Consider the following 21,591-nt stretch of genomic DNA (forward strand, 5'->3'; position numbering starts at 1 on the left):
GACGCGGCGGCCACAAAGCGGAAGTGAGGACGAAGGGTCATCGGGGATCTCCTCGAAACGTCGGGTTCATCGTCACGCGGGCTCGTCGCCCGCGGCCGCGGCGCGCGCCATGCGCTCGCTCTTCCAGTAGACGTCGTCGCCGCCATCGACGCGGTTGAGCACGCGCGCGAGCACGAACAGCAGGTCGCTCAGGCGGTTGAGGTACTGGCGCAGCGTGTCGTTGAGCGTGGCCGTGGCGCCGAGCGCGACCACGGCCCGTTCCGCGCGGCGCGCGATGGTGCGGCACACATGGGCCTGCGCCGCACCGCGGGTGCCGGCCGGCAGGATGAATTCGGCCAGCCGCGGCAGCGTGGCGTTGTGGTCGGCCAGCGCGTTGTCGAGCTGCAGCAGGGCCTCGGGCTTGAGCAGCGCATAGCCGGGCATCGAGAGCTCGCCGCCGAGGTTGAACAGCTGGTGCTGCACGTCCACCAGCAGCTCGCGCACTGCCTCGGGCAGCGGCTCGCACAGCAGCAGGCCGATGTGCGAGTTGAGCTCGTCGACGTCGCCCATGGCGTGCACGCGCAGGTGGTCCTTGGGCACGCGCGTGTTGTCGCCGAGGCCGGTGGTGCCGTCGTCGCCGGTGCGCGTGGCGATCTGCGAGAGTCGGTTGCCCATGGTGTGTCGTTCCTATGCCGAGGGGGTGGAGGCGGTCTGCGCCTCGATCTTGCCGCGCAGCCATTGCAGGCCCGCGAGGTGCTGCTGGTCGTGGCTGCACAGATAGTGCACCAGGCTGCGCAGCGTGAGCGGACCATAGCCTTCGAACACCGCGGTGCGCGCGAACTGCGCGGCATCGAGCGTGCCCAGCAGCGCCAGCGTGTGGGCGCGCGCGGCGCGGAACTCGACCAGCGCGCGCTCGGCATCGGCCGCGCCGTAGGGGCGCTGCGCGTTCACGGCCTCGCTGTCGATCGAGGCCAGCACCGGGCCCTCTTCGTCGAGCGTGCGGCGAAAGCGCAGGTGGTAGCCCTCGACCTCGATGTCGCGCACATGGCAGACCTGCTGCAGCGGCGTGAAGGGCTCGCTCGGCACGCCCTCCCACGAGGCCGGCGCGAAGTCGCGCGAAGCGGCGGGGATCGCGGCGTAGTGGGCTTCGAGCTGGGCCGGAAAGGCGGCCAGTGCCTGCAGGGTCGTGGGATCGATGGTCATCGCGACACGCGGCCCGTGCATCGCGGGCCGCAGAGAAAAGCGGGAGGAGGATTTTGCGGCATCGGCGTTCGAGGCTCAGCCGCTTAACCCCCTCGGCCGACTGCCGTACGGGGATCGGCCCGATGCCGATTCGCGCCCCGCTTCGTAGAATGGTCCGTTCGCCCCCGCCCCTCTTTTCCCCCTCTTCCACAGCCAGGAGACCTCCGATGAACGCCCCGACCTCGACCTCGCATCTGCTGCCGGAGCTTCATCTGCGCGAGGTGCCGGCAGTGCTGATCGATGCGCTCAAGGCACGCTTCGGCGAACGCTGTTCCACGGCGCTCGCGGTGCGCACGCAGCACGGGCGCGACGAGTCCTCGTTCGATGCGCCGCCGCCCTCGGCCGTGGTGTTCGCCGAGAGCACGCAGGACGTGGCCGATGCCGTGAAGCTCGCGAGCGAGTACAGCGTGCCCGTCATCCCCTTCGGCGTGGGCTCCTCGCTCGAAGGCCACCTGCTCGCGGTGCAGGGCGGCATCAGCATCGACGTGTCGCGCATGAACCGCGTGCTGTCGGTCAATGCCGACGACCTCACGGTCACGGTGCAACCGGGCGTCACGCGCAAGCAGCTCAACGAGGAGATCAAGAGCACCGGCCTGTTCTTCCCGATCGACCCGGGCGCCGACGCCTCGATCGGCGGCATGACGGCCACGCGCGCCAGCGGCACGAACGCGGTGCGCTACGGCACGATGCGCGAGAACGTGCTGGCGCTCGAGGTGGTGACGGCCGCCGGCGACACGATCCGCACCGGCACGCGCGCCAAGAAGTCCTCGGCCGGCTACGACCTCACGCGCCTGATGGTGGGCAGCGAAGGCACGCTGGGCGTGGTCACCGAGATCACGCTGCGCATCTATCCGCTGCCCGAGGCGGTGTCGGCCGCGATCTGCTCGTTCCCGAGCATCGAGGCGGCCGTGCGCACCACCATCGAGACCATCCAGCTCGGCGTGCCGATCGCGCGCGTGGAGCTGATCGACGTGAACACGGTGCGCATGGTGAATGCCTACGCCAAGCTGAACCTGCGCGAGGAACCGATGCTGCTGATGGAGTTCCACGGCTCGCCCGCGGGCGTGAAGGAGCAGGCCGAGACGGTGCAGGAACTCGCGAGCGGCCACGGCGGCAATGCCTTCGAATGGGCCAGCACGCCGGAAGAACGCACGCGCCTGTGGACCGCGCGGCACAACAGCTACTTCGCCGCGGTGCAGTCGCGCCCGGGCTGCCGCGTGATCTCGACCGACACCTGCGTGCCGATCTCGCGCCTGGCCGACTGCCTGCTCGACTCGGTGGCCGAGGCCGATGCCAGCGGCATCCCCTACTTCCTGGTCGGCCACGTGGGCGACGGCAACTTCCACTTCGGCTACCTGCTCGATCCCAACGTGCCCGAGGAGCGCGTGAAGGCCGAGGCACTCAACCACGCGCTGGTGAGCCGCGCGCTCGCGCTCGAGGGCACCTGCACCGGCGAGCACGGCGTGGGCCTGCACAAGATGGACTTCCTGGTGACCGAGGCCGGTGCCGGCGCGATCGACATGATGCGCACGATCAAGCGCGCGCTCGATCCGAAGAACATCATGAACCCGGGCAAGATCTTCCAGCTCTGAGCGCACGCTGCGCATCGGGCGAAAAAAACCCGGCGGCTTCGCGAGGAGCCCCGGGTTTTTTGCTGGGCGGGCCCCGAAGGCCCCGCGCTCGATTACTTGCGGCGGCGCGCCGGCTGCTGCGGCTGCTCGGCCGGCACGTAGGTCTGCGACGGTGCCGCGCCGCCATCCACGCCGAGGCGGCCACCGCCACCGAGGCCCTGGCCGCGCACCGTCTGCGCCTTGTAGTTGCGCAGCGAACGGACCATCTGGTTGAAGGCGTCCATGAAGGCCGCCGCGATCACCTTGCCCTGCGCGGTGTTGGTGTAGCCGCCGAGGCCGCCGCCGGCGCTGCGGCCGACGATGGAGCCGAAGGCACCGAAGTCGGTCTTGGAGGCGCTGCCTTCGGAGGCCGCGACCTGCACGCCCGAGCGGTTGTCGATCAGCGTCAGCAGCGCCGAGGCTTCCTTGGTCTGCATGCTGCCGCCGATCGCGGCCAGCGCGCGGCCGCGGTTGCCGCCCACCAGGCCGCCGAGCGAGCCGCCGAGGCCGCCCGCATCGCTGTTGCTGAACACGATCTCGGGCGACAGGCCGTAGTCCGACGCCACCATCTGGCCGCGACCGAAGTTGCTGCCGCCGCGCATCTCGCCCGACTGCTGCAGTGCGCGTTCGCGCGTCATCGCGTTCATGCCGGCCGCGCCGCGCTCGACCACCACGAAGCAGTTCGACTGCTGCACCAGCAAACGCAACAGGTTTGCAGTAGGCGGCAGGCGGTATTCGCCCGTGAGGATGGTGTACCAGCCCGCGTTGACGTTCTCGATCAGCGAGACGGTGCCCAGCGGCGATTCGCAGCGCTCGAGCTGGCTGCTCTCGCCCGAGGTGGCGCCGCCGGCGGCGCTGCCGGTGGCCATGGTCTTGGCCGACTGGCTGCCCATCTGCATGTCGGTGGTGGCGCAGCCCGTAAGCAGCAGCGCGCCCACGGCCACGGCCGCGAACGGGAAACGGGTGGTGATGAACTTCATGGAGAGCTCCCTCTGGCGAGATCGGGTGGAAAAAAGCTGCGGCGAGGATACGCGCAATGGATGACTGGAACAATCAAGCGGACGTCGGAGGACGCCGCGAAGCGGCTTAGGCCGTTCGGCGGATCCGCTCGATCAGTCCGTTGAGCGCATCGATCGAGCCGAAGTGGATCGCGAGCTCGCCGCTCTCCTCGATCTTGCCGCCGCGCTTGTTGCGCTTCTTGATCCGCACCTCGACCTCGGCGGTCAGCAGGTCGGCCAGTTCTTCCTCGACCCGTTCGAGGTCGCGCGATTTCTCGCCGGTCTGGCCGCTGCGCCGCGGCGTGGCCGTGAGGCTGAATTCGGCCGCGAGCTTCTTCACCAGCGCCTCGGCCTCGCGCACCGACATCTTCTTGGCGGCGATCTGGTTCGCCGCCGTGATCTGGGTGCCGCGGTCCAGCGACAGCAGCGCGCGTGCGTGGCCCATGTCGATGTCGCCGGCCATCAGCATCGCCTGCGCGGGCTCGGCCAGGTTGAGCAGGCGCAGCAGGTTGCTGGCGGCGCTGCGCGAGCGGCCCACGGCCTGGGCGGCCGCCTCGTGCGTGAGGCCGAACTCGCTGACCAGGCGCTGCAGGCCCTGGGCCTCTTCGAGCGGGTTCAGGTCCTCGCGCTGGATGTTCTCGATCAGCGACATCGCCGCGGCGGCCTCGTTGGGCACGTCGCGCACCAGCACCGGCACGCTCTCGAGGCCGGCCAGCCTGGCGGCGCGGAAGCGGCGTTCGCCCGCGATGATTTCGAACTCGGCGTTCTTGGCCGCGGCCGAGGCTTCGTCGAGCCGGCGCACCAGGATCGGCTGCATGATCCCCTGCGCCTTGATGCTCTCGGCCAGCTCGTAGAGCGCGCCCTCGTCCATGCGGGTGCGCGGCTGGTAGACGCCGGCCACCATCTGGTCGAGCCGCAGGCTGTTGGGGTTCTGCGGCGCGCCGTTCTCGCCGGAGCTGCCGTCGCCGGCGTTGTCGCTGGAAGGGGCGGCCGTCGGGCCGAGCAGCGCTTCGAGGCCGCGGCCCAGGCCCTTGGGTTTCTTGGTCGCCATCAGTTCTTTTCTTTCGACACGTCGTTCAGGAGTTGCCGGCCCTCGGGCCAGTCGCCCAGGCCGGATTCGGCGTTCAGGTGGCCGCGCGCGCCCGCGTCGACGAAGCGCGCGCCCCAGTCGCTCGCCATCTGGCGCGAGCGGGCGGCCTCGCAATACGGGTCGTCGTTGGCCGCGATCAGCACGGCAGGAAAAGGCAGCGGCTGGCGCACGATCGGCGCCCAGCCCGGGATCATCTGGCGCACGTCCTCGCGCTCGAGGTCGCCGGGCGCGACCAGCAGCGCGCCGCGTACCCGCGCGGTGTTGCGCGAATGAGCGGCCCAGGCCGCCACCAGGATGCAGCCCAGGCTGTGGGCGGCGAAGACCACCTCGCCAGGCGAAGCCAGCACTTCCTCCTCGAGCCGCGCCGACCAGTCGCCGCGCAGCGGCCGCATCCATTCATGCTGTTCCACGCGGTGGTCGTGGTGCTTTTCTTCCCAGAGGGTCTGCCAGTGGCCGGGGCCGCTGTTCTGCCAGCCAGGCAGCAGGAGGACGCGGGGTTCAACACTCATTTGCTATTATTTTTATAGCTAACTATAGAGACTGGATAGGGGTCAGACGTTGTTTTCGCTGCTGGACTTAGGCTCGCCCGCCGGCGCCAGCACGTCTTCGGGAATCGGCAGGTCGGGCGAGGTGCGGCCCGGTGCCGGCGGCGTGCTGGGCGCCACCGCGCCCGAAGCGAAGGCGCTCGCGGGCGGCATCTTGGCGATCAGCTCTTCGGCGAAGGCGATGAAGGCCTGGCTGCCGCGCGCGGCCGGATCGAAGACCACGCCCGGCAGTCCATAGCTCGGCGCCTCGGCCAGCCGCACGTTGCGCGGGATCACGGTGTCGAACACCTTGTCGCCGAAGTGCGCCTTGAGCTGCTCGCTGACCTGCTGCTGCAGCGTGATGCGCGGATCGAACATCACGCGCAGCAGGCCGATGATCTGCAGGTTCTTGTTGAGGTTGGCGTGCACCTGCTTGATGGTGTTGACCAGGTCGGTCAGGCCTTCGAGCGCGAAGTACTCGCACTGCATCGGCACGATCACGCCATGCGCCGCGCACAGGCCGTTGAGCGTCAGCAGGCTCAGGCTCGGCGGGCAGTCGATCAGCACGAAGTCGTACTCGGCACCGACCGCGGCCAGCGCGGTGCGCAGGCGTTTCTCGCGGCGGTCGAGCGCGACCATCTCGACCTCGGCACCAGCCAGCTCGCGGTTGGCGCCCAGCACGTCGTAGGCGTAGCCGCCCTCCGCCAGCTTGTCGGCCTTGACCCGCGCCTCGGCCACCGAAGCCGACTCGAGCAGCACGTCGTACACCGTGGTCTCGAGCTGGCGTTTGTCGATGCCCGAACCCATGGTGGCATTGCCCTGCGGGTCGAGGTCGATCATCAGCACGCGCTGGCCCACCTTGGCCAGGCCGGCGGCGAGGTTGACGGTGGTGGTGGTCTTGCCGACGCCGCCCTTCTGGTTGGCGATGCAGAAAATCTTGGCCATGGAGGAGGATCAGTTCGAGGCGGCGAGCTTGACGCCGAAGGCGATCAGGAAGACACCGGCCAGCTTCTCAAGCGTGGCCGAGATCCGCGGATTGGCGCGGATGCGCTCGGCCAGGAAGTGGGTCAGCAGAGTGGAGGTCAGGCCGTAGAGGAAGGTCAGCGCCGCAATCGTGACCGCCATCGCACCGAAGGTGACCACGCCCTGGTGGCGGGCCGGGTCGACGAACAGCGGGAAGAAGGCCATGTAGAACACGATCGCCTTGGGGTTCAGCAAGGTGATCATCAGCGCCTGCCGCATGAAGTGGCGCGGGCGGATGTTGAGGATGGGTGCGGCCCCGGGCTTGGCGCGCAGCATCTTGAAGCCCAGCCAGGCCAGGTAGCCAGCGCCGAGCCACTGCACCGCCTTGAAGGCGGTCGGATAGGTGGCCAGCACGGCCGACACGCCCGCCACCGCGGCCCACATCAGCACCTGGTCGCCGGCAATCACACCCAGGGTCGCCGCCAGGCCGCCGCGAATTCCGCCTTTGCTGGTCGACGTGATCAGCGCCAGGTTGCCCGGGCCGGGAATCAGGAGGAACAGGATGATGGCGACGACGAACGCGCCGTAGTCAGCGATGCCGAACATGGGAATTGCCTCGTGGAAAGAGGGAAAGGGGAGCCGTCGAGTCTAAGCGAGGCAGGTGGCGCGGCGATTGGCCGAACGGCCGGTTTTGCGCGGCCCGCGCGTTTCTTTTGGCAAGACGACGAGCGGCGCCGTCTTGCCGGGCACGGATCAGGCCTGTTTTCGCGCCCAGACGATGCAACGCTCGGCGTCGAGGCCGGGCACCGTCAGTTGTTCCACGTGAAACACTGCGACTTCAGCGGGCAGTCCGGCGAGTTCATCGACCGGATTCTTGCCCTTCATCGCGAGCCACTTGCCGCCCTCGGCCAGCAGGTGCGAGGAGCCCCAGAAGAAATCGGGCAGTGACGCGAAAGCGCGCGAGCTGATCAGGTCGAAGCGGCCTTCGAGCTTTTCGACCCGGGCGTGCAGCCCGCGCAGGTTCGGCAGCACCAGCTCGCCGGCCACCTGCTGCACGAAAGCCATCTTCTTCGCGACCGCATCGAGGCAGGTGACGTCGAGGTCGGGCCGCAGGATCGCGATGACCACGCCGGGCAATCCTGCCCCCGATCCCACGTCCAGCAGCTTGCCCTGCCCTGCCCACTCGCGCTGCAGCGGCGGAATCACGGCGAGGCTGTCGAGCAGGTGGTGGGTCAGCACGCTGTCGGGGTCGCGCAGCGCCGTGAGGTTGTAGACCTTGTTCCACTTGCGCATCAGCGCGCCATAGGCCGTGAGCTGCTCGGTCTGGCGCTCGGACAAGGCCACGCCCAGCGTCTCCGCGCCCGCGCGCAGCCGTTCGATCGTCGCCGTCATTCGGCGGACTGCGGCTCGGTGGCTGCTTCCTTGGTCGCGGAAAAGGCCTTGTGGCCGCCCTTGCGCAGGTGGATCAGCAGCAGCGAGATGGCCGCCGGCGTCACGCCCGAGATGCGCGAGGCCAGGCCCAAGGTCTCGGGCTTGTGCTTCGCGAGCTTCTGGCGCACCTCGAAACTCAGGGCCTTGACCTGGCCATAGTCGAAATCGGCCGGCATCTTGAGGCTCTCGAAGTGGGCGGCGCGCTCCACTTCGTCGTTCTGGCGCTCGATGTAGCCCGAATATTTGGCCGAGATTTCGATCTGCTCGATCTCGGTCTCGCTGAGTGGGGCCTCGGCACCGTACTTGCCGCCGTCCAGCGACATCAGGGTCTGGTAGTTCACATCGGGCCGGCGCAGCAGGTCGGCGAGGTTGTATTCGTGCTCGATCGCCTTGCCGAGCACCCGCACCGACTCGGTCGCCGGCAGGTTGCGCGGGTTCACCCAGATCGACTTGAGCCGCTCTGTTTCACGTGAAACAGCGTCGCGCTTGCGGCTGAAAGCATCCCAGCGCACGTCGTCGACCAGGCCCAGCTTGCGCCCTGCTTCGGTCAGGCGCATGTCGGCGTTGTCCTCGCGCAGCTGCAGCCGGAACTCGGCGCGGCTCGTGAACATGCGGTAGGGCTCGGTCACGCCCTTGGTGATCAGGTCGTCGACCAGCACGCCGAGGTAGGCTTCGTCGCGACGCGGCAGCCAGGCGTCTTCGCCCCGGCATTGGAGCGCGGCGTTGATGCCGGCGAACAGGCCCTGGGCCGCCGCCTCTTCGTAGCCCGTGGTGCCGTTGATCTGCCCGGCGAAGAACAGCCCCTGGATCGCGCGGGATTCGAAGCTGCTCTTGAGTTCGCGCGGATCGAAGTAGTCGTACTCGATCGCGTAGCCGGGACGCAGGATATGCGCGTTCTCCAGCCCGGGCATCGAGCGCACCAGCTGGTACTGGATGTCGAAAGGCAGGCTGGTCGAGATGCCGTTCGGGTAGTACTCGTTGGTGGTCAGGCCCTCGGGCTCGAGGAAGATCTGGTGGCTGTCCTTGTCAGCGAAGCGGTTGATCTTGTCCTCGACGCTCGGGCAATAGCGCGGACCGACGCCGTCGATCTTGCCGGTGAACATCGGGCTGCGGTCGAAGCCCGAGCGGATGATCTCGTGCGTGCGCGCATTGGTGTGCGTGATCCAGCACGGCATCTGTTGCGGATGCATTTCGACCTTGCCGAGGAAGCTGAACACCGGCATCGGCCCTGCCCCACCGGGCATGCCGTCGCCGGGCTGCTCGGTGCACTTCGAGAAGTCGATGCTGCGGCCGTCGAGCCGCGGCGGCGTGCCGGTCTTGAGCCGGCCCTGCGGCAGCTTGAGCTCCTTGAGGCGCGCCGACAGGCTCACGGCCGGCGGGTCGCCCGCGCGGCCGGCCTGGTAGTTGTCGAGGCCGACGTGGATGCGGCCGTCGAGGAAGGTGCCCGCGGTCAACACCACGGTGCGCGCTCGGAAGGCGATGCCGACCTGGGTGACCGCGCCCACCACACGATCGCCCTCGACCATCAGGTCGTCGACCGCCTGCTGGAACAGGCTCAGGTTCGGCTGATTCTCGAGCCGGCGGCGGATCGCCGCCTTGTAGAGCACGCGGTCGGCCTGTGCACGCGTGGCGCGCACGGCCGGGCCCTTGCTCGAGTTGAGGATGCGGAACTGGATGCCGGCCTCGTCGGTGGCGATCGCCATCGCGCCGCCGAGCGCGTCGACCTCCTTCACCAGGTGGCCCTTGCCGATGCCGCCGATCGAGGGGTTGCAGCTCATCTGGCCCAGCGTCTCGATGTTGTGGGACAGCAGCAGCGTCTTCGCGCCCATGCGGGCGGCAGCGAGCGCGGCTTCGGTGCCGGCATGGCCGCCACCGACGACGATCACGTCGAATTCTTCGGGATAAAGCATGAGAGGGGGCGCACTGACGCGTGCGCGGCGCAAAGGAGGGCCATGATTTTAATCGGCCCACCCTGCTCGCGCCCACTGTGGGGGCAAGCTGGTCATGGGACTCTAAAAGTCTGCCAGACCCCTAAAAGACTCGATAGTTTGCTATATTTTTTATAGCAAACTATTCAAGATCAAGCTGACGTCGCCAGCTCCACCACCGGCACCGGCTTCTCGATGCCCACGAGCGCGCCGCTGGCCGGCGGTTCCACGGGCGGTGCCACGCTCTGGTCCTGCAGCTCGGTCACCACGATCTGCTTGTCGCGCATGCTCACGCTGCCGAAGATGGTGCAGAAGGCCACGTCCTTCGCATCGCGCCCGGTGCCCACGCGCACGAGGCGGTCGACCGGCGCCATGCGCGTGGCGTCGAACAGCACCCAGCGCCCGCCGAGCCAGGCCTCGAACACGGCATGGAAATCCTGCGGCGGTTCCTCGAAGGCCACGTAGCCCACGACCAGCCGCGCCGGGATGTTGAGCGCGCGGCAGAAGGTGATGCCCAGGTGCGCGAAGTCGCGGCACACGCCGGCGCGCTGCACGAAGACCTCGCGCGCCGTGGTGGTCGAGTCGGTGCTGCCCGACTCGTAGGTGATGCTGTCGTGGATCCAGTCCACGATCGCCTGCACGCGGCCGATGCCGGGCGGCAGGTCGCCGAAGAGCTGGAAGGCGCAGCGCGCCATCAGGTCCGACTCGCAATAGCGCGTCGGCATCATGTAGTGCAGCACCTCGTCGGGCACTTCGTTGACGGGCACTTCGGGCAGGTCGTGCGGCACGTCGACCTGGGTGCGCTGCACGGTCGCGGTGTAGGCGATCTTCAGCGGCCCCGGCGCCACGTCGAAGCGCAGGAAGCGGTTGCCGCTGGCCTCGTCGCAGAACACCTGCACCTCGGCCGCCGGCTCGATCGTGAGGGACTCGCGGATCACCGCCTGCGCGCCCGCGCGGGCCGCCTCGATGTTCAGCAGCAGATGGGCCGGCGCGCCGACTTCGTAGTCCAGCTGCGCCTCGATGTGCGAGATGTGCATGTGGCTCCCCTTCCCTTCTTCGCTTGGCTCAGGCGCGCCTTCGGCGCGAACGGTGCTCGGGCAACTGCCAGTGCGTCTGCGTCACCAGCAGCACCCGCAGGACGCAATGCGCGGGGCTCTGCAGCAGCAGGCGCAGCGAGCGCGTGCGCGGCCAGCGCACCGACCGGTGCCGGTGCATCAGTCGAGCGCCTTCTTCACCGCGCCCACGCCCAGCGCGGCGAGCACGATGAAGATCACGGCCAGAATGAGGAACAGGCCGAACAGCACCTTGGCAATGCCCGCGGCGCCCGCCGCGATGCCGCCGAAACCCAGCAGGCCGGCCACCAGGGAGATGACCGCAAAGATGATGGCGTACTTCAACATCGAGTGACTCCTTTGCCGCGGGTCGCAGCCCTCGGTGCCCGAAGAATAAAAAAGGGTGCGCTACGCCCCGATAGTCACCGAGCCCAAGCACCCGTAGGACAAACCCGCGCCGCCCAAACCCGCTAGCATCCGGTGCGTTCCAAAGAACCATTTCAACGATCGATTGGAGTTTTTCGCATGAAGCTGTACTACTCGCCGGGCGCCTGCTCGCTCTCGCCGCACATCGCGATGCACGAAGCCGGCCTCGCCTTCGAACCCGTGCTCGCCAGTACCAAGAGCCACAAGCTGCAGGACGGCACCGACTACTACGGCATCAACCCGCTGGGTTACGTGCCGATGCTCGAACTCGACGACGGCACGCGCCTGCGCGAAGGCCCCGCGATCCTGCAATACATCGCCGACCTCGTGCCCACCAAGAACCTCGCGCCCGCCGCCGGCACCCTGCAGCGCTACCGCCTGCAGGAGTGGCTGACCTTCATCGGCACCGAGATCCACAAGGGCTTCAGCCCGCTGTTCAACCCGGCCATGCCCGAGGAAGCGAAGACCATCAGCCGCGACAAGCTCACTTCGCGCTTCACCTGGCTCGACGGCGAACTCGCGAACAAGCAGTACCTGATGGGCGACCAGTTCAGCGTGGCCGACGGCTACCTGTTCACCGTGACCAACTGGGCCAAGCCCACCGGCGTCGACCTCGCGGGCTTCGCGAACATCCAGGCCTGGCGCGCGCGCGTGAGCGAGCGTCCCGCCGTACAGGAAGCGATGAAGGCCGAAGGCCTGTTGAAGTAATCAAGCACCACCGGAGCGCGCCATCGCGCTTCGCCATCAACGGCCGGCACCTCGCCGGCCGTTTGCTTTTGGCGGGCCGCCCGTGCAATGCCACCCGATTGCATTTGCACCGCTGCATCGCCTAGCACCAAGACTACAACCCCGTGGCAGCAGGGTTGAGGCCCCGCCCCTACCCTTGCGCTTGCGTTCGCTGTTCACACCTTCTTTTTCCATTCCACTTCCCAAAGAGCCTCGGCCATGTCCACCCTTTTCGACCCCGTCCAAGCCGGCGACCTGAAGCTCGCCAACCGCATCGTGATGGCGCCGCTCACGCGCAACCGCTCGCCCAACGCCATCCCGACCGCGCTCGCGCCCACCTACTACGCGCAGCGCGCAAGCGCCGGCCTGCTGATCACCGAGGCCACCGCCATCAGCCAGCAGGGCCAGGGCTACGCCGACGTGCCCGGCCTCTACGGCACCGAGCAGCTCGACGGCTGGAAGAAGGTGACCGACGCCGTGCATGCCGAGGGCGGCAAGATCGTGGTGCAGCTGTGGCACGTGGGCCGCGTCTCGCACACCAGCCTGCAGCCCGACAACGGCCAGCCGGTCGCGCCCTCGGCCATCACCGCCAAGACCAAGACCGTGCTGATCCATGACGGCGTGCCGACCTTCACCGAGACCTCCGAACCGCGCGCGCTCGACGCCGGCGAAATCCCCGGCATCGTCCACGGCTTCGCCACCGCCGCGCGCAACGCGGTCGAGACCGCGGGCTTCGACGGCGTCGAGATCCACGGCGCCAACGGCTACCTGCTCGACCAGTTCCTCAAGGACGGCAGCAACCAGCGCAGCGACGACTACGGCGGCAGCATCGAGAACCGCGCGCGCTTCCTGCTCGAGATCACGCGCGCCGTGGCCGACGCCGTGGGCGCGCGCCGCACCGGCATCCGCCTGTCGCCGGTCACGCCGGCCAACGACATGCACGACAGCAACCCGCAGCCACTGTTCGCCTACGTGGTGAAGGAGCTGGCCAAGCTCGACCTGGCCTACGTCCACATCATCGAAGGCGCCACCGGCGGCCCGCGCGAGATCGCCGACCGGCCCTTCGACTACGAGGCGCTCAAGGCCGCCTACCGCGACGCCGGCGGCAAGGCCGCCTGGATGGTCAACAACGGCTACGACCGCCCGCTCGCCGAGGAAGCCGTGAAGGAAGGCGACGACCTCGTGGCCTTCGGCAAGCCCTTCATCTCGAACCCCGACCTGGTGCGCCGCCTGCGCGAGCACGCGCCGCTCAACGAGCTCGACAAGGCCACCCTCTACGGCGGCGGCGCCAAGGGCTACACCGACTACCCCGCGCTGGCCTGAGCCCGCGGGCGACCGGCGCGCGGTGCTTTCGGGTACCGTTGCGCCATGTCGCAGATCGAGAACCAGCTGGCCGCGCGCGGCCTCGTCCTTCCGCCCGCCGTCCAGCCGCCACCGGGCGTGGTGCTGCCCTTTCGCTTCGTGCGCATCGTCGGACGGCGCGCCTTCGTCTCGGGCCATGGCCCGCTGAATGCCGACGGCAGCATCGCCGCGCCGCTGGGCAAGCTCGGGCGCGAGCTCGACGTGGAACAGGGCTACGCGGCTGCGCGCCTCACCGCGCTCGCGATGCTCGGCAGCCTGCAGCGCGCGCTCGGCGACCTCGACCGCATCACGGCCTGGACGCGCGTGTTCGGCATGGTCGCCTCGGCCCCGGGCTTCGACCGCCAGCCATCCGTCATCAACGGCTTCTCCGACCTCGTGCTCGAGCTCTTCGGGCCCGAGGTCGGCGCGCATGCGCGCAGCGCGGTCGGCATGGCCGAGCTGCCGTTCAACATCCCGGTGGAGATCGAGGCCGAGGTGGAGATCGCCGAATGAGCGAAGCGCCGCGCTGGACCCTGCGCCGCGCCGAAGCGGCCGATGCAGCTGCGATCCGCGACTGCGCGATCGCCGCCTTCAGCGTCTACCTGCCGCGCCTGCCGATCGTGCCGCTGCCGATGAGCAAGGACTACGCAAGCGCCATCGAGTTGCAACAGGTGTGGGTCGCCGCCGATGTCGTGGATGCCACGGAGATCGCGGCCGCGCTCGTGCTCGACATCACCGACGAAGGCTTCCTGGTCGACGTGATCGCGGTGCAACCGAGGCACCAGGGCAGCGGCGCGGGCCGCGCCCTGCTCGAGCTCGCCGAGCGCGAGGCGCTGCGCCAGGGCTTCGATTCGATCTACCTGTTCACCAACGAGAAGATGAGCGAGAACCGCGCGCTCTACGAACGCATCGGCTATGTCGAATACCGGCGCCTGCTGCTCGAGAACCGCACGCGCGTCTTCCTGCGCAAGGCCTTGCGATGAACGCCACGCCCAAGCTTGCGCGCATCCACCATGCCGCGATCATCTGCTCCGACTACGCGGTGTCGAAGCGCTTCTACAGCGAGGTGCTGGGCCTGCGCATCGTCGCCGAGCACCTGCGTGCCGAGCGCAACTCGTACAAGCTCGATCTCGCGCTGCCCGACGGCTCGCAGATCGAGTTGTTCTCCTTTCCCGATCCGCCGCCGCGCATCTCGCGCCCCGAGGCGCGCGGGCTGCGCCACCTGGCTTTCGAGGTGCCCGACGTGCGCGCCGCGGCCGAGGCGCTCGAGGCGCAGGGCATTGCCGTCGAACCGATCCGCGTCGATGAATACACGGGCCGGCGCTTCACCTTCTTCGCTGATCCCGACGGACTGCCGCTCGAGCTCTACGAGGCCGCGCAGACTCCTAGCCCTTGCGCGTGAAATCCACGCTGACCTTCAAGCCCGTCGGCTCGGCCGCCTCGAGCCGCAGTTCAGCGCCCAGCAGCTCGGCATAGCGCGCCACGATCGACAGGCCCAGCCCCGAGCCCTGCCCCAGCTTCTGCCCCGCGGGCCCCTGCGCCCAACGCTGCATCAACAGCCGCTGCGCATCGAGCGGAATGCCGGGCCCGTCGTCGATCACGCTGAGCACTTCGCCACTGACCTCGACAGTGATGGTGCGCCCGCCATAACGCAACGCGTTGTCGATCAGGTTGTCGAGGATGCCTTCGACCAGCGCCTCGTTGGCCTGCACCGTCACGCTGTCGTCGAGGCCGCGTGCACCCAGGTCCACGCCACGCGCATCGGCGCGCGCGAGGTGCCGCAGGACCGTCTGCTCGGCCAGCGCATCGAGCCGCACGGGTGCGGTCTCGAGGCTGGTGCTGGCCTCGTCGGCCAGCGCGAGCGCGAGCAGCTGGTCGATCAGGTGGCTCGCGCGCTCCTGGCTCTTGGCCACCTGCTCGAGCTGCTCGCGCCACACCGAGGGCTTCTGCTGCGCGAGACCGTAGTCGGCCAGCGCACGGATGCCCGCGAGCGGCGTGCGCAACTCGTGCGCCACGTTGCCCACGAATTCGCGCTGTCCGCGCACGCTGTGGCCCAGCCGCTCGAACAGCGCATTGACCGCTTCGCCGAGCCGCTGCAGCTCGCGCGAAGTCTGCACCACCGTCACCGGCGAGAGGTCGCGCACGTCGCGCCGATCGAGCGCCTGCTGCAGGTCGCCGAGCGGCCGCAGATCGCTGCGGATCCCATGCCAGAGCCATACGGCGAGCAACATCAGCAACAGCACCTGCGGCGCCAGCGCATAGCCCAGCAGCTGCCGCACGAGCGCCGTGCGGCTCAGCGTGGTCTGCGCGATCACCACGCGATAGGGCATCGCGACACCGGGCTCGGCATCGTGCTCGAGCACCACCGCGCGCATCGGCTTGCCCTGGTAGATGACGTCGGAGAAGCGATAGCGCGCGCCGCCCACGGGCAGCGGCGCCTGCAGGTCGTCCGCACCCGAGATCAAGGTGCCGTCGAGCCGCTGCACCGAGAAATTCACCTTGTCGATCTGGTCGAACAGCACCGTCGCCACCTCGCGTGGCGTGAGCAGCAGCTCGATGCCGCGCTCGCCCGCCTGCACGTTGGCCGACAGCGCATAGGCGTCGTCGAGCATGCCGCGATCGAAGGCCTGTTCGGAGAAGTAGTTGGCGATGACCAGCGCGATCACCGCGCCCACCATCCAGCTCAGCGCGAGCGGCACCAGCACGTTGCGGAGCACGCGCCGCGTGAGCGTGGACACCGCGCGCGGCGGCCTGGGCGCGATGCGCGCGTGCGCTGCTTCGCTCTCGCTTTCGCTCACGGTCGCGGCGCGCTCAGACTTCGGCTTCGAGCAGGTAGCCGATGCCGCGCAGCGTGCGGATGCTCGCACCCGAACCGACCAGCTTCTTGCGCAGCCGCGAGATGAAGGCCTCGAGCGCGTTGTCGCCCAGCGATTCGTCGAAGCTCGAGAGCTTGTCGGACAGCGCACGCTTGCTCACCGTGCGGCCCGGCGGGCTCATGAGTTCCCACAGCACCTCGAACTCGCGCGCCGGCAGGTCGAGCGGACCGCTCGCGGTGGAGAAGCGCCGTGCCTTGCGGTCGAGCTTCAGCTGGCCCAGCAGCACGATGTCTTCGGTGCCCTTCGCGCGCCGCACCAGCGCGCGCAAGCGCGCCTCGACCTCGGCCAGGTCGAAGGGCTTGCCGAGGTAGTCGTCGGCACCGGCATCGAGGCCCGCGATGCGCTCCTCGGTGCGGCCGCGCGCGGTCAGCACGAGCACCGGCGTGCGGTCGCCGCGCGCACGCGCCTGTCGCAGCGCGGTGAGTCCGCTCGCGAGACCGCTGGTCGCGCTCGCGGTGGCGGGCAGGTTCAGATCGAGCAGCACCGCATCGAAGGGCTGCACGCGCCAGAGGTGGTCGGCGTCCTCGACGTTGGTGGAAACATCGACGCGGTGACCGGCGTCCGCGAGGCTGCGAAGCATCACGTCGCGCAGCACGGCATCGTCTTCGACTAGCAGGATTCGCATGATTTTCGAGTGGGTTGAGGTGCCTATTCTTGCTCGCGGGAGGGTCAGCAGGCGGTCAGTACGACACGCGATAAACACGGCATGAGCATACGACAGCCCATCGCCGCACGGTTCCTTTTCATCGGGGCCGCATCGTCATGAGCGCACGCGAACCTTCCAGCCTGCTGAGCTTCGTGCACCCCGCCGTGCAACGCACCGCGGTCGTGCTGCTGCATGGTTTGTGCAGCACACCTGACGAACTGCTGACCGTGCAGTCCGCGCTGCGCGACGGCGGCTACGCGGTGCACCCGATGTCGATCCCCGGCTACTCCTTCGACGCCAACGCGCCGATGCAGCAGGCCGCGCCCTTCCAGCAGTGGCTCGACAGCATCGAGGCCCAGGTCACGACCCTGCGCGAGACGCACGAGCGCGTGCTGCTCGTGGGCATCTCGGCCGGCTCCTCGCTCGCGCTCGGCGCCGCCATCCGCTGCGGCGACGCGGTCGATGCGCTGGTGCTGATGTCGACCACGCTGCGCTTCGACGGCTGGGCCATCCCGCGCACGCAGATGCTGCTGCCGCTGGCCTACTACACGCCGCTGGGCCGCTTCTGGCAGTACCGCGAACGCCCGCCCTACGGCGTGAAGAACGAACGCGTGCGCGCCTGGATCGAGCGCGAGCTGCGGCACCGCAAGATCTCGCGCGCCGGCAGCTCGGTGATCGGCGTGAGCCACCTGCGCGAACACCATCGGCTGATCCGCCACGTGCGCGCCAACCTGCATCGCGTGCAATGCGACCGCGTGCTCGCGCTGCATGCGCAGCAGGACGAGGTGGCCAGCGTGGCCAACCTCGAGATCCTCGCGCGCGGCCTGCGCTGCCGCTCGTTCCGCAGCGTCGTGGTGAGCAACAGCTACCACATGATCACCATCGACAACGACCGCCAGCAGGTGGTGCGCGAGACCGTCGCGTTCGCCGACGAGGTCGCGCATGGCACGGGCGCCGATGCCCCGATTTCCTCTCTGAAGGCTTCCTGAAAAGGAATGCGTTCGCCACCGCGATGCCATCGATCCCACTCCACAATGAACCACGCAAGGTGACGCGGCGACGCGCGTCTTCCCTGCATTCGCAGCGCCGACCGATGGCACTTCCGCACGACGATCGTGCATCACGCTTCGCCTGAAAGGAACAAGCCCCATGTCCACTTCGCCCACCTTCAACAGCATCGCGCGCATCCTCGAGAACGACTTCCACGTCGAAGCGAACCTGGTCGCACCGCAGACCGCGCTCACCGACCTGGGCCTCGACTCGCTCGCGCTGATGGAGTTCGTCTTCGCGGTCGAGGACGCCTTCCACCTGCGCATTCCCGAGGACCGTCTCGATCCGCGCGAAGCGGGCATCACGCTGCAGCGCCTGTGCGAAGTGATCGATACGGAGAGCGCCGCCGCGACGGCGAACACCGCGAACGCGCCTGAGGCGGCGCACGCATGAGCAGCGGTGTCGAACACGCGGTGATCGCGGCCTCGGCGCAGCGCATCGCGGCGCCGCCGGTACGCGTCAGCGGCATCGGCTTCGTCACGCCGATCGGCCGCACGCTCGAGGCCTTCGACGATGCGCTGTTCCATGGCCGCTCGGCCGTGCGTTCGCACACGCTCGCGATCCCCGGCATGGACAGCGTCGAGATCGCGGTGGCCGCCTGCGACTTCGACTCGAACGGCGTGCGCAGCACCTCGCGCCTGCCGCTCGATCGCGGTACCGCGATGGCACTCGCGGCCGCGCAGGATGCCGCGGCGCAGGCCGGACTGGTGCGCGACAGCGTCGATCCCGAGCGGCTCGGCATCTTCTGGGGCAGCGGCCTCGCGGGCGCGGGCAGCTTCGACACCACCACGCAGGCGCTCTATGGCGAGCAGCGCCGCATGCGGCCGACGACCGTGCTCACCGTGATGCCCAATGCGGCGGTGGCCGAGCTCGCGCTGCACTTCGGCGCGCACGGCGCGGCGATCGCCTATGCCTGCGCCTGCGCCTCGTCGGCGGTGGCGATCGGTGAAGCCATGCGCGCCATCCGCGGCGGCTGGATCGACGTCGCCATCGTCGGCGGCCACGACGCCATGCTCACGCCCGGCGTGATGGCGAGCTGGCAGGCGATGCGCGTGATGGCCGCGCCGCCGGCCGGCGCGCCCGAGACCGCCTGCCGTCCCTTCTCGGGCGACCGCGCGGGCTTCGCGCTCGGCGAAGGCGCTGCCGCACTGGTGCTCGAGTCGGAAGCGCATGCGCGTTCGGGCGACACGGGCGACACGGGCGACACGGGCGACACGGGCGACGGCGCGTCCTACGTGCTGGCCGGCTACGCCACCAACTGCGACGGCACGCACATCACCAATCCCGACAGCGCGGGCCAGGTGCGCGCGATGCGCGCGGCACTGCGCGACGCGGGCCTCGATGCCGCCCAGATCGGCCATGTGAATGCCCACGGCACCGCGACCATGGCCGGCGATGCCGCCGAGGCCGCCTCGGTGCGCGAGCTGTTCGGCAGCGCGATGCCGGTGTGCGCCACCAAGGCGATCCACGGCCATGTGCTCGGCGGTGGCGGTGCGATCGAACTGATCGCGACCTTGCGCGCACTGGCGCACGAGGCCGTGCCGCCGATCGCCAACCTGCGCGAGCCCGACGCGGCCTTCGACCTGGCCTTCGTGCGCGGCGAGGCACGCGCCGTGCCCGGAATGCGCTGGGCGATGTCGAACTCCTTCGCCTTCGGCGGCACCAATGCCGTGCTGGTCGCGGGACGCATCGACGCACCATCGCGCTGAAACTTCGCTGAAGTTTTTTTCGCGCGCAGGAAGGCTCAAGGCAGGCAGTGCATCGGCTGGTGGTTCTCGTCGTGCCGGTGTTCGTGCTGTTGATGGCCTGCGAATTCGCCTGGGGCTGGCTCAAGCAGCGCAACACCTACCGCTTCGCCGACACGGTCGCGAGCCTGAGCCAGGGCCTGCTGAGCCAAGCGCTCGCGGTCTGCACGCAGCTGTTCCAGATCGGCCTCTACGCGCTGGTCTATCCGCATGTCGCGCTCTGCACCGACGCGGGCTTCTGGGACAGCGCATTCGGCTGGATCGCCGCGGTGCTGCTGTTCGACTTCTGCGACTACTGGCTGCATCGCGCGGGCCACGAGTCGGCGCTGTTCTGGGCCGCGCATGCGGTGCACCACCAGAGCCGGCGCTTCAATTTCTCGACCGCGCTGCGACAGGAGAGCATGGTCGCCTTCCTCGGCTGGGCCTTCTACCTGCCGATGGCCGTGGTGGGCGTGCCGCCCGAGCAGTTCGGCCTCGCGGGGCTGATCGTGCTGGTCTACCAGTTCTGGATCCACACCGAGCACATCGGCAAGCTCGGCTGGTTCGACCGCGTGTTCTCCTCGCCCTCGAACCATCGCGTGCACCATGCCGTCAACGACGGCTACCTCGACCGCAACTACGGCGGCATGCTGGTGGTGTGGGATCGCCTGTTCGGCACCTTCGCCGAGGAGAGCGAGCGCTGCGTCTACGGCACGCGCAAGCCGCTCGCGGGCTTCGATCCGCTGCGCGCCGTGCTCGGCCCCTATGCGCCGCTCGCGCGCGATGCCTGGCACACGCGGCGCTGGCGCGACAAGCTCGGCGTGTTCTGGCGATCGCCGGGCTGGCGGCCGGCCGACGTGGCGGCGCGCTTTCCCGAACCCGACTTCTCGCTCGAGGCCGCCGCCGCCCTCGACGATCCACCGGTCGGCCGCGCACGCGCGATCGCGGCCTCGCTGCATTTCGCGGGCTGGGTCGGCATGACGCTGGCCTTTCTCTGGCGCGCGGACGACATGGCTTTTCGCACCGGGCTCGAACTGCTGGCGCTGACGATCGCGGGTTTCTGGGCCGTGGGCGCGGTGCTCGATGCGCGGCTGCGATTGCGCTGGGCCTGGCCCGCGCAGGTGCTGCTGCTGGCGCTGGCCGGCGCCCTCGTGTTCGCGGCGGGTTGAGCGGCCGCGCGGGATTGCTATCCTGCGGGCCCCTGACCGATCTCGAACATGGAGCCACCGTGCGCCGACTTGCCACTTCCCGCGACCTCGCTGCCGTCCATGCCCTCTACATGCACGAGAAGGTGGTGCGCTTCCTCGGCTACGACCCGATGCCGCTCGCGGACTTCCGGCCGATCCACGAGGAACTGGTGCGCAGCGGCTGCTTCCACATCTGGGAGGTCGAGGGCCGCATGGCCGGCTTCTACCGCGCCACGCGCTATCCAGGCCGCGTGGCGCATGTCGCCTGCCTCGGCACGCTCGCGGTGGACCCGGCCTTCCACGGCCGCGGCGTGGCGCTGGCCATGGTGAGCGATGCCATCGAGCAATTGCGCGCGGCCGGCGTCAAGCGCATCGAACTCTATGCCGAGAGCGACAACGCGCCCGCGCTGCGCTTCTACGAGAAGCTGGGCTTCGTGCGCGAGGGCACGCTGCGCAAGTTCTACAAGCGCGCCGGTGAAGCCGACTACATCGACGATCACCTGATGGCGCTGCTGCTCGATTGAGCCGAATTCAGGAACCCTTCCAGCGCCGCAGCAGCAAGGCATTGGCCATCACGCTCACGCTCGACAGCGCCATCGCCGCCCCGGCCACCACCGGGCTCAGCAGTCCGAAGGCCGCCAACGGAATCCCCGCCACGTTGTAGGCGAAGGCCCAGAACAGGTTCTGCCGGATCTTCGCCACGGTGCGTCCCGAGAGGTCGAGCGCCTGCGCCACCAGCGCGAGATCGCCGCGCATCAGCGTGATGCCCGCGGCCTCCATCGCCACGTCGGTGCCGCC

25 protein-coding genes and 1 pseudogene are annotated in these 21,591 nt (G+C 69.0%); 11 read left to right on the plus strand and 15 right to left on the minus strand.

The features are described from left to right. Positions 1–72: 72 nt before the first annotated feature. Together AC27VN_RS08475 and AC27VN_RS08480 are read right to left on the minus strand one after the other, a co-directional pair. The gene (locus AC27VN_RS08475; RefSeq protein ID WP_208513809.1) at positions 73–654 is read right to left on the minus strand and encodes a cob(I)yrinic acid a,c-diamide adenosyltransferase; all 582 of its coding nucleotides are present in this window, start codon (positions 652–654) and stop codon (positions 73–75) included. Positions 655–666: 12 nt separating this feature from the next. Next, positions 667–1,176 (minus strand): DinB family protein, encoded by a 510-nt coding sequence (locus tag AC27VN_RS08480; protein WP_490876256.1) that lies wholly within the window; start codon positions 1,174–1,176, stop codon positions 667–669. Between the two features lie 212 nt (positions 1,177–1,388). Here AC27VN_RS08480 and AC27VN_RS08485 point away from each other — a divergent pair, with 212 nt between their 5' ends. Then, positions 1,389–2,813 carry an FAD-binding oxidoreductase gene (locus AC27VN_RS08485; RefSeq protein WP_093343662.1) on the plus strand — a complete coding sequence of 475 codons (1,425 nt, stop codon included), beginning with the start codon at positions 1,389–1,391 and terminating at the stop codon, positions 2,811–2,813. Between the two features lie 92 nt (positions 2,814–2,905). Here AC27VN_RS08485 and AC27VN_RS08490 read toward each other — a convergent pair whose 3' ends face one another. From AC27VN_RS08490 to AC27VN_RS08535, 10 genes are all read right to left on the minus strand, one after another. Then, positions 2,906–3,811 carry a CsgG/HfaB family protein gene (locus AC27VN_RS08490; protein WP_093343661.1) on the minus strand — a complete coding sequence of 302 codons (906 nt, stop codon included), beginning with the start codon at positions 3,809–3,811 and terminating at the stop codon, positions 2,906–2,908. Between the two features lie 106 nt (positions 3,812–3,917). Continuing rightward, positions 3,918–4,880: a ParB/RepB/Spo0J family partition protein gene (locus tag AC27VN_RS08495; protein WP_490876243.1), complete on the minus strand. Its 963-nt coding sequence runs from the start codon at positions 4,878–4,880 to the stop codon at positions 3,918–3,920. Next, the gene (locus AC27VN_RS08500) at positions 4,880–5,428 is read right to left on the minus strand and encodes an RBBP9/YdeN family alpha/beta hydrolase (protein WP_490876244.1); all 549 of its coding nucleotides are present in this window, start codon (positions 5,426–5,428) and stop codon (positions 4,880–4,882) included. Before AC27VN_RS08500 ends, AC27VN_RS08495 begins: the two co-directional genes overlap by 1 nt. A gap of 42 nt (positions 5,429–5,470) precedes the next feature. Beyond that, complete coding sequence (locus AC27VN_RS08505; RefSeq protein ID WP_490876245.1) at positions 5,471–6,388, minus strand: ParA family protein; 918 nt, start codon at positions 6,386–6,388, stop codon at positions 5,471–5,473. 9 nt (positions 6,389–6,397) lie between these two features. Next, on the minus strand, positions 6,398–7,012 hold the full coding sequence (locus AC27VN_RS08510) for a LysE family transporter (RefSeq protein ID WP_490876246.1): 615 nt from the start codon (positions 7,010–7,012) through the stop codon (positions 6,398–6,400). A 147-nt stretch (positions 7,013–7,159) separates the two neighbouring features. Continuing rightward, on the minus strand, positions 7,160–7,798 hold the full coding sequence (gene rsmG / locus AC27VN_RS08515) for a 16S rRNA (guanine(527)-N(7))-methyltransferase RsmG (protein WP_490876247.1): 639 nt from the start codon (positions 7,796–7,798) through the stop codon (positions 7,160–7,162). Beyond that, on the minus strand, positions 7,795–9,747 hold the full coding sequence (gene mnmG / locus AC27VN_RS08520; protein WP_057591811.1) for a tRNA uridine-5-carboxymethylaminomethyl(34) synthesis enzyme MnmG: 1,953 nt from the start codon (positions 9,745–9,747) through the stop codon (positions 7,795–7,797). Before mnmG ends, rsmG begins: the two co-directional genes overlap by 4 nt. Before the next feature lie 170 nt (positions 9,748–9,917). Continuing rightward, positions 9,918–10,802: a transglutaminase-like domain-containing protein gene (locus tag AC27VN_RS08525; RefSeq protein WP_490876248.1), complete on the minus strand. Its 885-nt coding sequence runs from the start codon at positions 10,800–10,802 to the stop codon at positions 9,918–9,920. Positions 10,803–10,830: 28 nt separating this feature from the next. Next, positions 10,831–10,980 (minus strand): hypothetical protein, encoded by a 150-nt coding sequence (locus AC27VN_RS08530; RefSeq protein ID WP_177239341.1) that lies wholly within the window; start codon positions 10,978–10,980, stop codon positions 10,831–10,833. Continuing rightward, positions 10,980–11,165 (minus strand): DUF1328 domain-containing protein, encoded by a 186-nt coding sequence (locus tag AC27VN_RS08535; RefSeq protein ID WP_057591813.1) that lies wholly within the window; start codon positions 11,163–11,165, stop codon positions 10,980–10,982. Before AC27VN_RS08535 ends, AC27VN_RS08530 begins: the two co-directional genes overlap by 1 nt. 177 nt (positions 11,166–11,342) lie before the next feature. On the opposite strand from AC27VN_RS08535, the gene gstA reads away from it, so the two are divergent. The 5 genes from gstA (at position 11,343) to gloA2 (ending at position 14,712) form a co-directional block, all read left to right on the plus strand. Continuing rightward, positions 11,343–11,951, plus strand: coding sequence for a glutathione transferase GstA (gene gstA / locus AC27VN_RS08540; protein WP_093343648.1), 609 nt, complete (start codon positions 11,343–11,345; stop codon positions 11,949–11,951). A gap of 237 nt (positions 11,952–12,188) precedes the next feature. Continuing rightward, a complete protein-coding gene (locus tag AC27VN_RS08545) occupies positions 12,189–13,292 on the plus strand; it encodes an alkene reductase (protein ID WP_490876249.1) in 1,104 nt (367 codons plus the stop codon). Between the two features lie 45 nt (positions 13,293–13,337). Next, on the plus strand, positions 13,338–13,823 hold the full coding sequence (locus AC27VN_RS08550) for a RidA family protein (protein ID WP_093343645.1): 486 nt from the start codon (positions 13,338–13,340) through the stop codon (positions 13,821–13,823). Further along, positions 13,820–14,293 carry a GNAT family N-acetyltransferase gene (locus AC27VN_RS08555; RefSeq protein WP_490876250.1) on the plus strand — a complete coding sequence of 158 codons (474 nt, stop codon included), beginning with the start codon at positions 13,820–13,822 and terminating at the stop codon, positions 14,291–14,293. The genes AC27VN_RS08550 and AC27VN_RS08555 overlap by 4 nt, the downstream gene beginning before the upstream one ends. Next, positions 14,290–14,712 carry an SMU1112c/YaeR family gloxylase I-like metalloprotein gene (gene gloA2 / locus AC27VN_RS08560; RefSeq protein WP_490876251.1) on the plus strand — a complete coding sequence of 141 codons (423 nt, stop codon included), beginning with the start codon at positions 14,290–14,292 and terminating at the stop codon, positions 14,710–14,712. Before AC27VN_RS08555 ends, gloA2 begins: the two co-directional genes overlap by 4 nt. Here the strand turns inward: gloA2 and AC27VN_RS08565 are convergent. Together AC27VN_RS08565 and AC27VN_RS08570 are read right to left on the minus strand one after the other, a co-directional pair. Continuing rightward, a complete protein-coding gene (locus AC27VN_RS08565; protein ID WP_490876257.1) occupies positions 14,696–16,072 on the minus strand; it encodes a sensor histidine kinase in 1,377 nt (458 codons plus the stop codon). The two genes, gloA2 and AC27VN_RS08565, sit on opposite strands and share 17 nt — an antisense overlap. Positions 16,073–16,121: 49 nt before the next feature. Next, positions 16,122–16,811 carry a response regulator transcription factor gene (locus tag AC27VN_RS08570; RefSeq protein WP_093343640.1) on the minus strand — a complete coding sequence of 230 codons (690 nt, stop codon included), beginning with the start codon at positions 16,809–16,811 and terminating at the stop codon, positions 16,122–16,124. A gap of 137 nt (positions 16,812–16,948) precedes the next feature. Here AC27VN_RS08570 and AC27VN_RS08575 point away from each other — a divergent pair, with 137 nt between their 5' ends. The 5 genes from AC27VN_RS08575 to AC27VN_RS08595 all read left to right on the plus strand — a co-directional run bounded on the left by AC27VN_RS08575 (position 16,949) and on the right by AC27VN_RS08595 (position 21,317). Then, the gene (locus AC27VN_RS08575; protein ID WP_490876252.1) at positions 16,949–17,821 is read left to right on the plus strand and encodes an alpha/beta hydrolase; all 873 of its coding nucleotides are present in this window, start codon (positions 16,949–16,951) and stop codon (positions 17,819–17,821) included. Positions 17,822–17,981: 160 nt separating this feature from the next. Continuing rightward, positions 17,982–18,275: a phosphopantetheine-binding protein gene (locus AC27VN_RS08580; protein ID WP_490876253.1), complete on the plus strand. Its 294-nt coding sequence runs from the start codon at positions 17,982–17,984 to the stop codon at positions 18,273–18,275. Beyond that, entirely contained in the window at positions 18,272–19,591 is a 1,320-nt protein-coding gene (locus tag AC27VN_RS08585) for a beta-ketoacyl-[acyl-carrier-protein] synthase family protein (RefSeq protein ID WP_490876254.1), read from the plus strand. The genes AC27VN_RS08580 and AC27VN_RS08585 overlap by 4 nt, the downstream gene beginning before the upstream one ends. Before the next feature lie 47 nt (positions 19,592–19,638). Then, positions 19,639–20,775: a sterol desaturase family protein gene (locus AC27VN_RS08590; protein ID WP_490876255.1), complete on the plus strand. Its 1,137-nt coding sequence runs from the start codon at positions 19,639–19,641 to the stop codon at positions 20,773–20,775. Between the two features lie 59 nt (positions 20,776–20,834). Then, the gene (locus AC27VN_RS08595) at positions 20,835–21,317 is read left to right on the plus strand and encodes a GNAT family N-acetyltransferase (protein WP_296788401.1); all 483 of its coding nucleotides are present in this window, start codon (positions 20,835–20,837) and stop codon (positions 21,315–21,317) included. A gap of 7 nt (positions 21,318–21,324) precedes the next feature. Here AC27VN_RS08595 and AC27VN_RS08600 read toward each other — a convergent pair. Beyond that, positions 21,325–21,591: pseudogene (locus tag AC27VN_RS08600) on the minus strand (copper-transporting ATPase); the annotation flags it as partial.

It is taken from the genome of Variovorax sp. 20P10.2.4, from assembly GCF_058244205.1.

Excerpts from the sequence above, each read along its gene's own strand:
- AC27VN_RS08485 (WP_093343662.1), top strand. The coding sequence starts at position 1,389 with ATGAACGCCCCGACCTCGACCTCGCATCTGCTGCCGGAGCTTCATCTG.
- AC27VN_RS08555 (WP_490876250.1), top strand. The coding sequence starts at position 13,820 with ATGAGCGAAGCGCCGCGCTGGACCCTGCGCCGCGCCGAAGCGGCCGAT.
- gloA2 (WP_490876251.1), top strand. The coding sequence starts at position 14,290 with ATGAACGCCACGCCCAAGCTTGCGCGCATCCACCATGCCGCGATCATC.
- AC27VN_RS08500 (WP_490876244.1), bottom strand. The coding sequence starts at position 5,428 with ATGAGTGTTGAACCCCGCGTCCTCCTGCTGCCTGGCTGGCAGAACAGC.
- AC27VN_RS08585 (WP_490876254.1), top strand. The coding sequence starts at position 18,272 with ATGAGCAGCGGTGTCGAACACGCGGTGATCGCGGCCTCGGCGCAGCGC.
- rsmG (WP_490876247.1), bottom strand. The coding sequence starts at position 7,798 with ATGACGGCGACGATCGAACGGCTGCGCGCGGGCGCGGAGACGCTGGGC.
- AC27VN_RS08475 (WP_208513809.1), bottom strand. The coding sequence starts at position 654 with ATGGGCAACCGACTCTCGCAGATCGCCACGCGCACCGGCGACGACGGC.
- AC27VN_RS08550 (WP_093343645.1), top strand. The coding sequence starts at position 13,338 with ATGTCGCAGATCGAGAACCAGCTGGCCGCGCGCGGCCTCGTCCTTCCG.
- AC27VN_RS08575 (WP_490876252.1), top strand. The coding sequence starts at position 16,949 with ATGAGCGCACGCGAACCTTCCAGCCTGCTGAGCTTCGTGCACCCCGCC.
- AC27VN_RS08580 (WP_490876253.1), top strand. The coding sequence starts at position 17,982 with ATGTCCACTTCGCCCACCTTCAACAGCATCGCGCGCATCCTCGAGAAC.
- AC27VN_RS08570 (WP_093343640.1), bottom strand. The coding sequence starts at position 16,811 with ATGCGAATCCTGCTAGTCGAAGACGATGCCGTGCTGCGCGACGTGATG.
- AC27VN_RS08510 (WP_490876246.1), bottom strand. The coding sequence starts at position 7,012 with ATGTTCGGCATCGCTGACTACGGCGCGTTCGTCGTCGCCATCATCCTG.
- AC27VN_RS08535 (WP_057591813.1), bottom strand. The coding sequence starts at position 11,165 with ATGTTGAAGTACGCCATCATCTTTGCGGTCATCTCCCTGGTGGCCGGC.
- AC27VN_RS08545 (WP_490876249.1), top strand. The coding sequence starts at position 12,189 with ATGTCCACCCTTTTCGACCCCGTCCAAGCCGGCGACCTGAAGCTCGCC.
- AC27VN_RS08530 (WP_177239341.1), bottom strand. The coding sequence starts at position 10,980 with ATGCACCGGCACCGGTCGGTGCGCTGGCCGCGCACGCGCTCGCTGCGC.
- AC27VN_RS08490 (WP_093343661.1), bottom strand. The coding sequence starts at position 3,811 with ATGAAGTTCATCACCACCCGTTTCCCGTTCGCGGCCGTGGCCGTGGGC.
- AC27VN_RS08505 (WP_490876245.1), bottom strand. The coding sequence starts at position 6,388 with ATGGCCAAGATTTTCTGCATCGCCAACCAGAAGGGCGGCGTCGGCAAG.
- AC27VN_RS08495 (WP_490876243.1), bottom strand. The coding sequence starts at position 4,880 with ATGGCGACCAAGAAACCCAAGGGCCTGGGCCGCGGCCTCGAAGCGCTG.
- AC27VN_RS08525 (WP_490876248.1), bottom strand. The coding sequence starts at position 10,802 with ATGCACATCTCGCACATCGAGGCGCAGCTGGACTACGAAGTCGGCGCG.
- mnmG (WP_057591811.1), bottom strand. The coding sequence starts at position 9,747 with ATGCTTTATCCCGAAGAATTCGACGTGATCGTCGTCGGTGGCGGCCAT.
- gstA (WP_093343648.1), top strand. The coding sequence starts at position 11,343 with ATGAAGCTGTACTACTCGCCGGGCGCCTGCTCGCTCTCGCCGCACATC.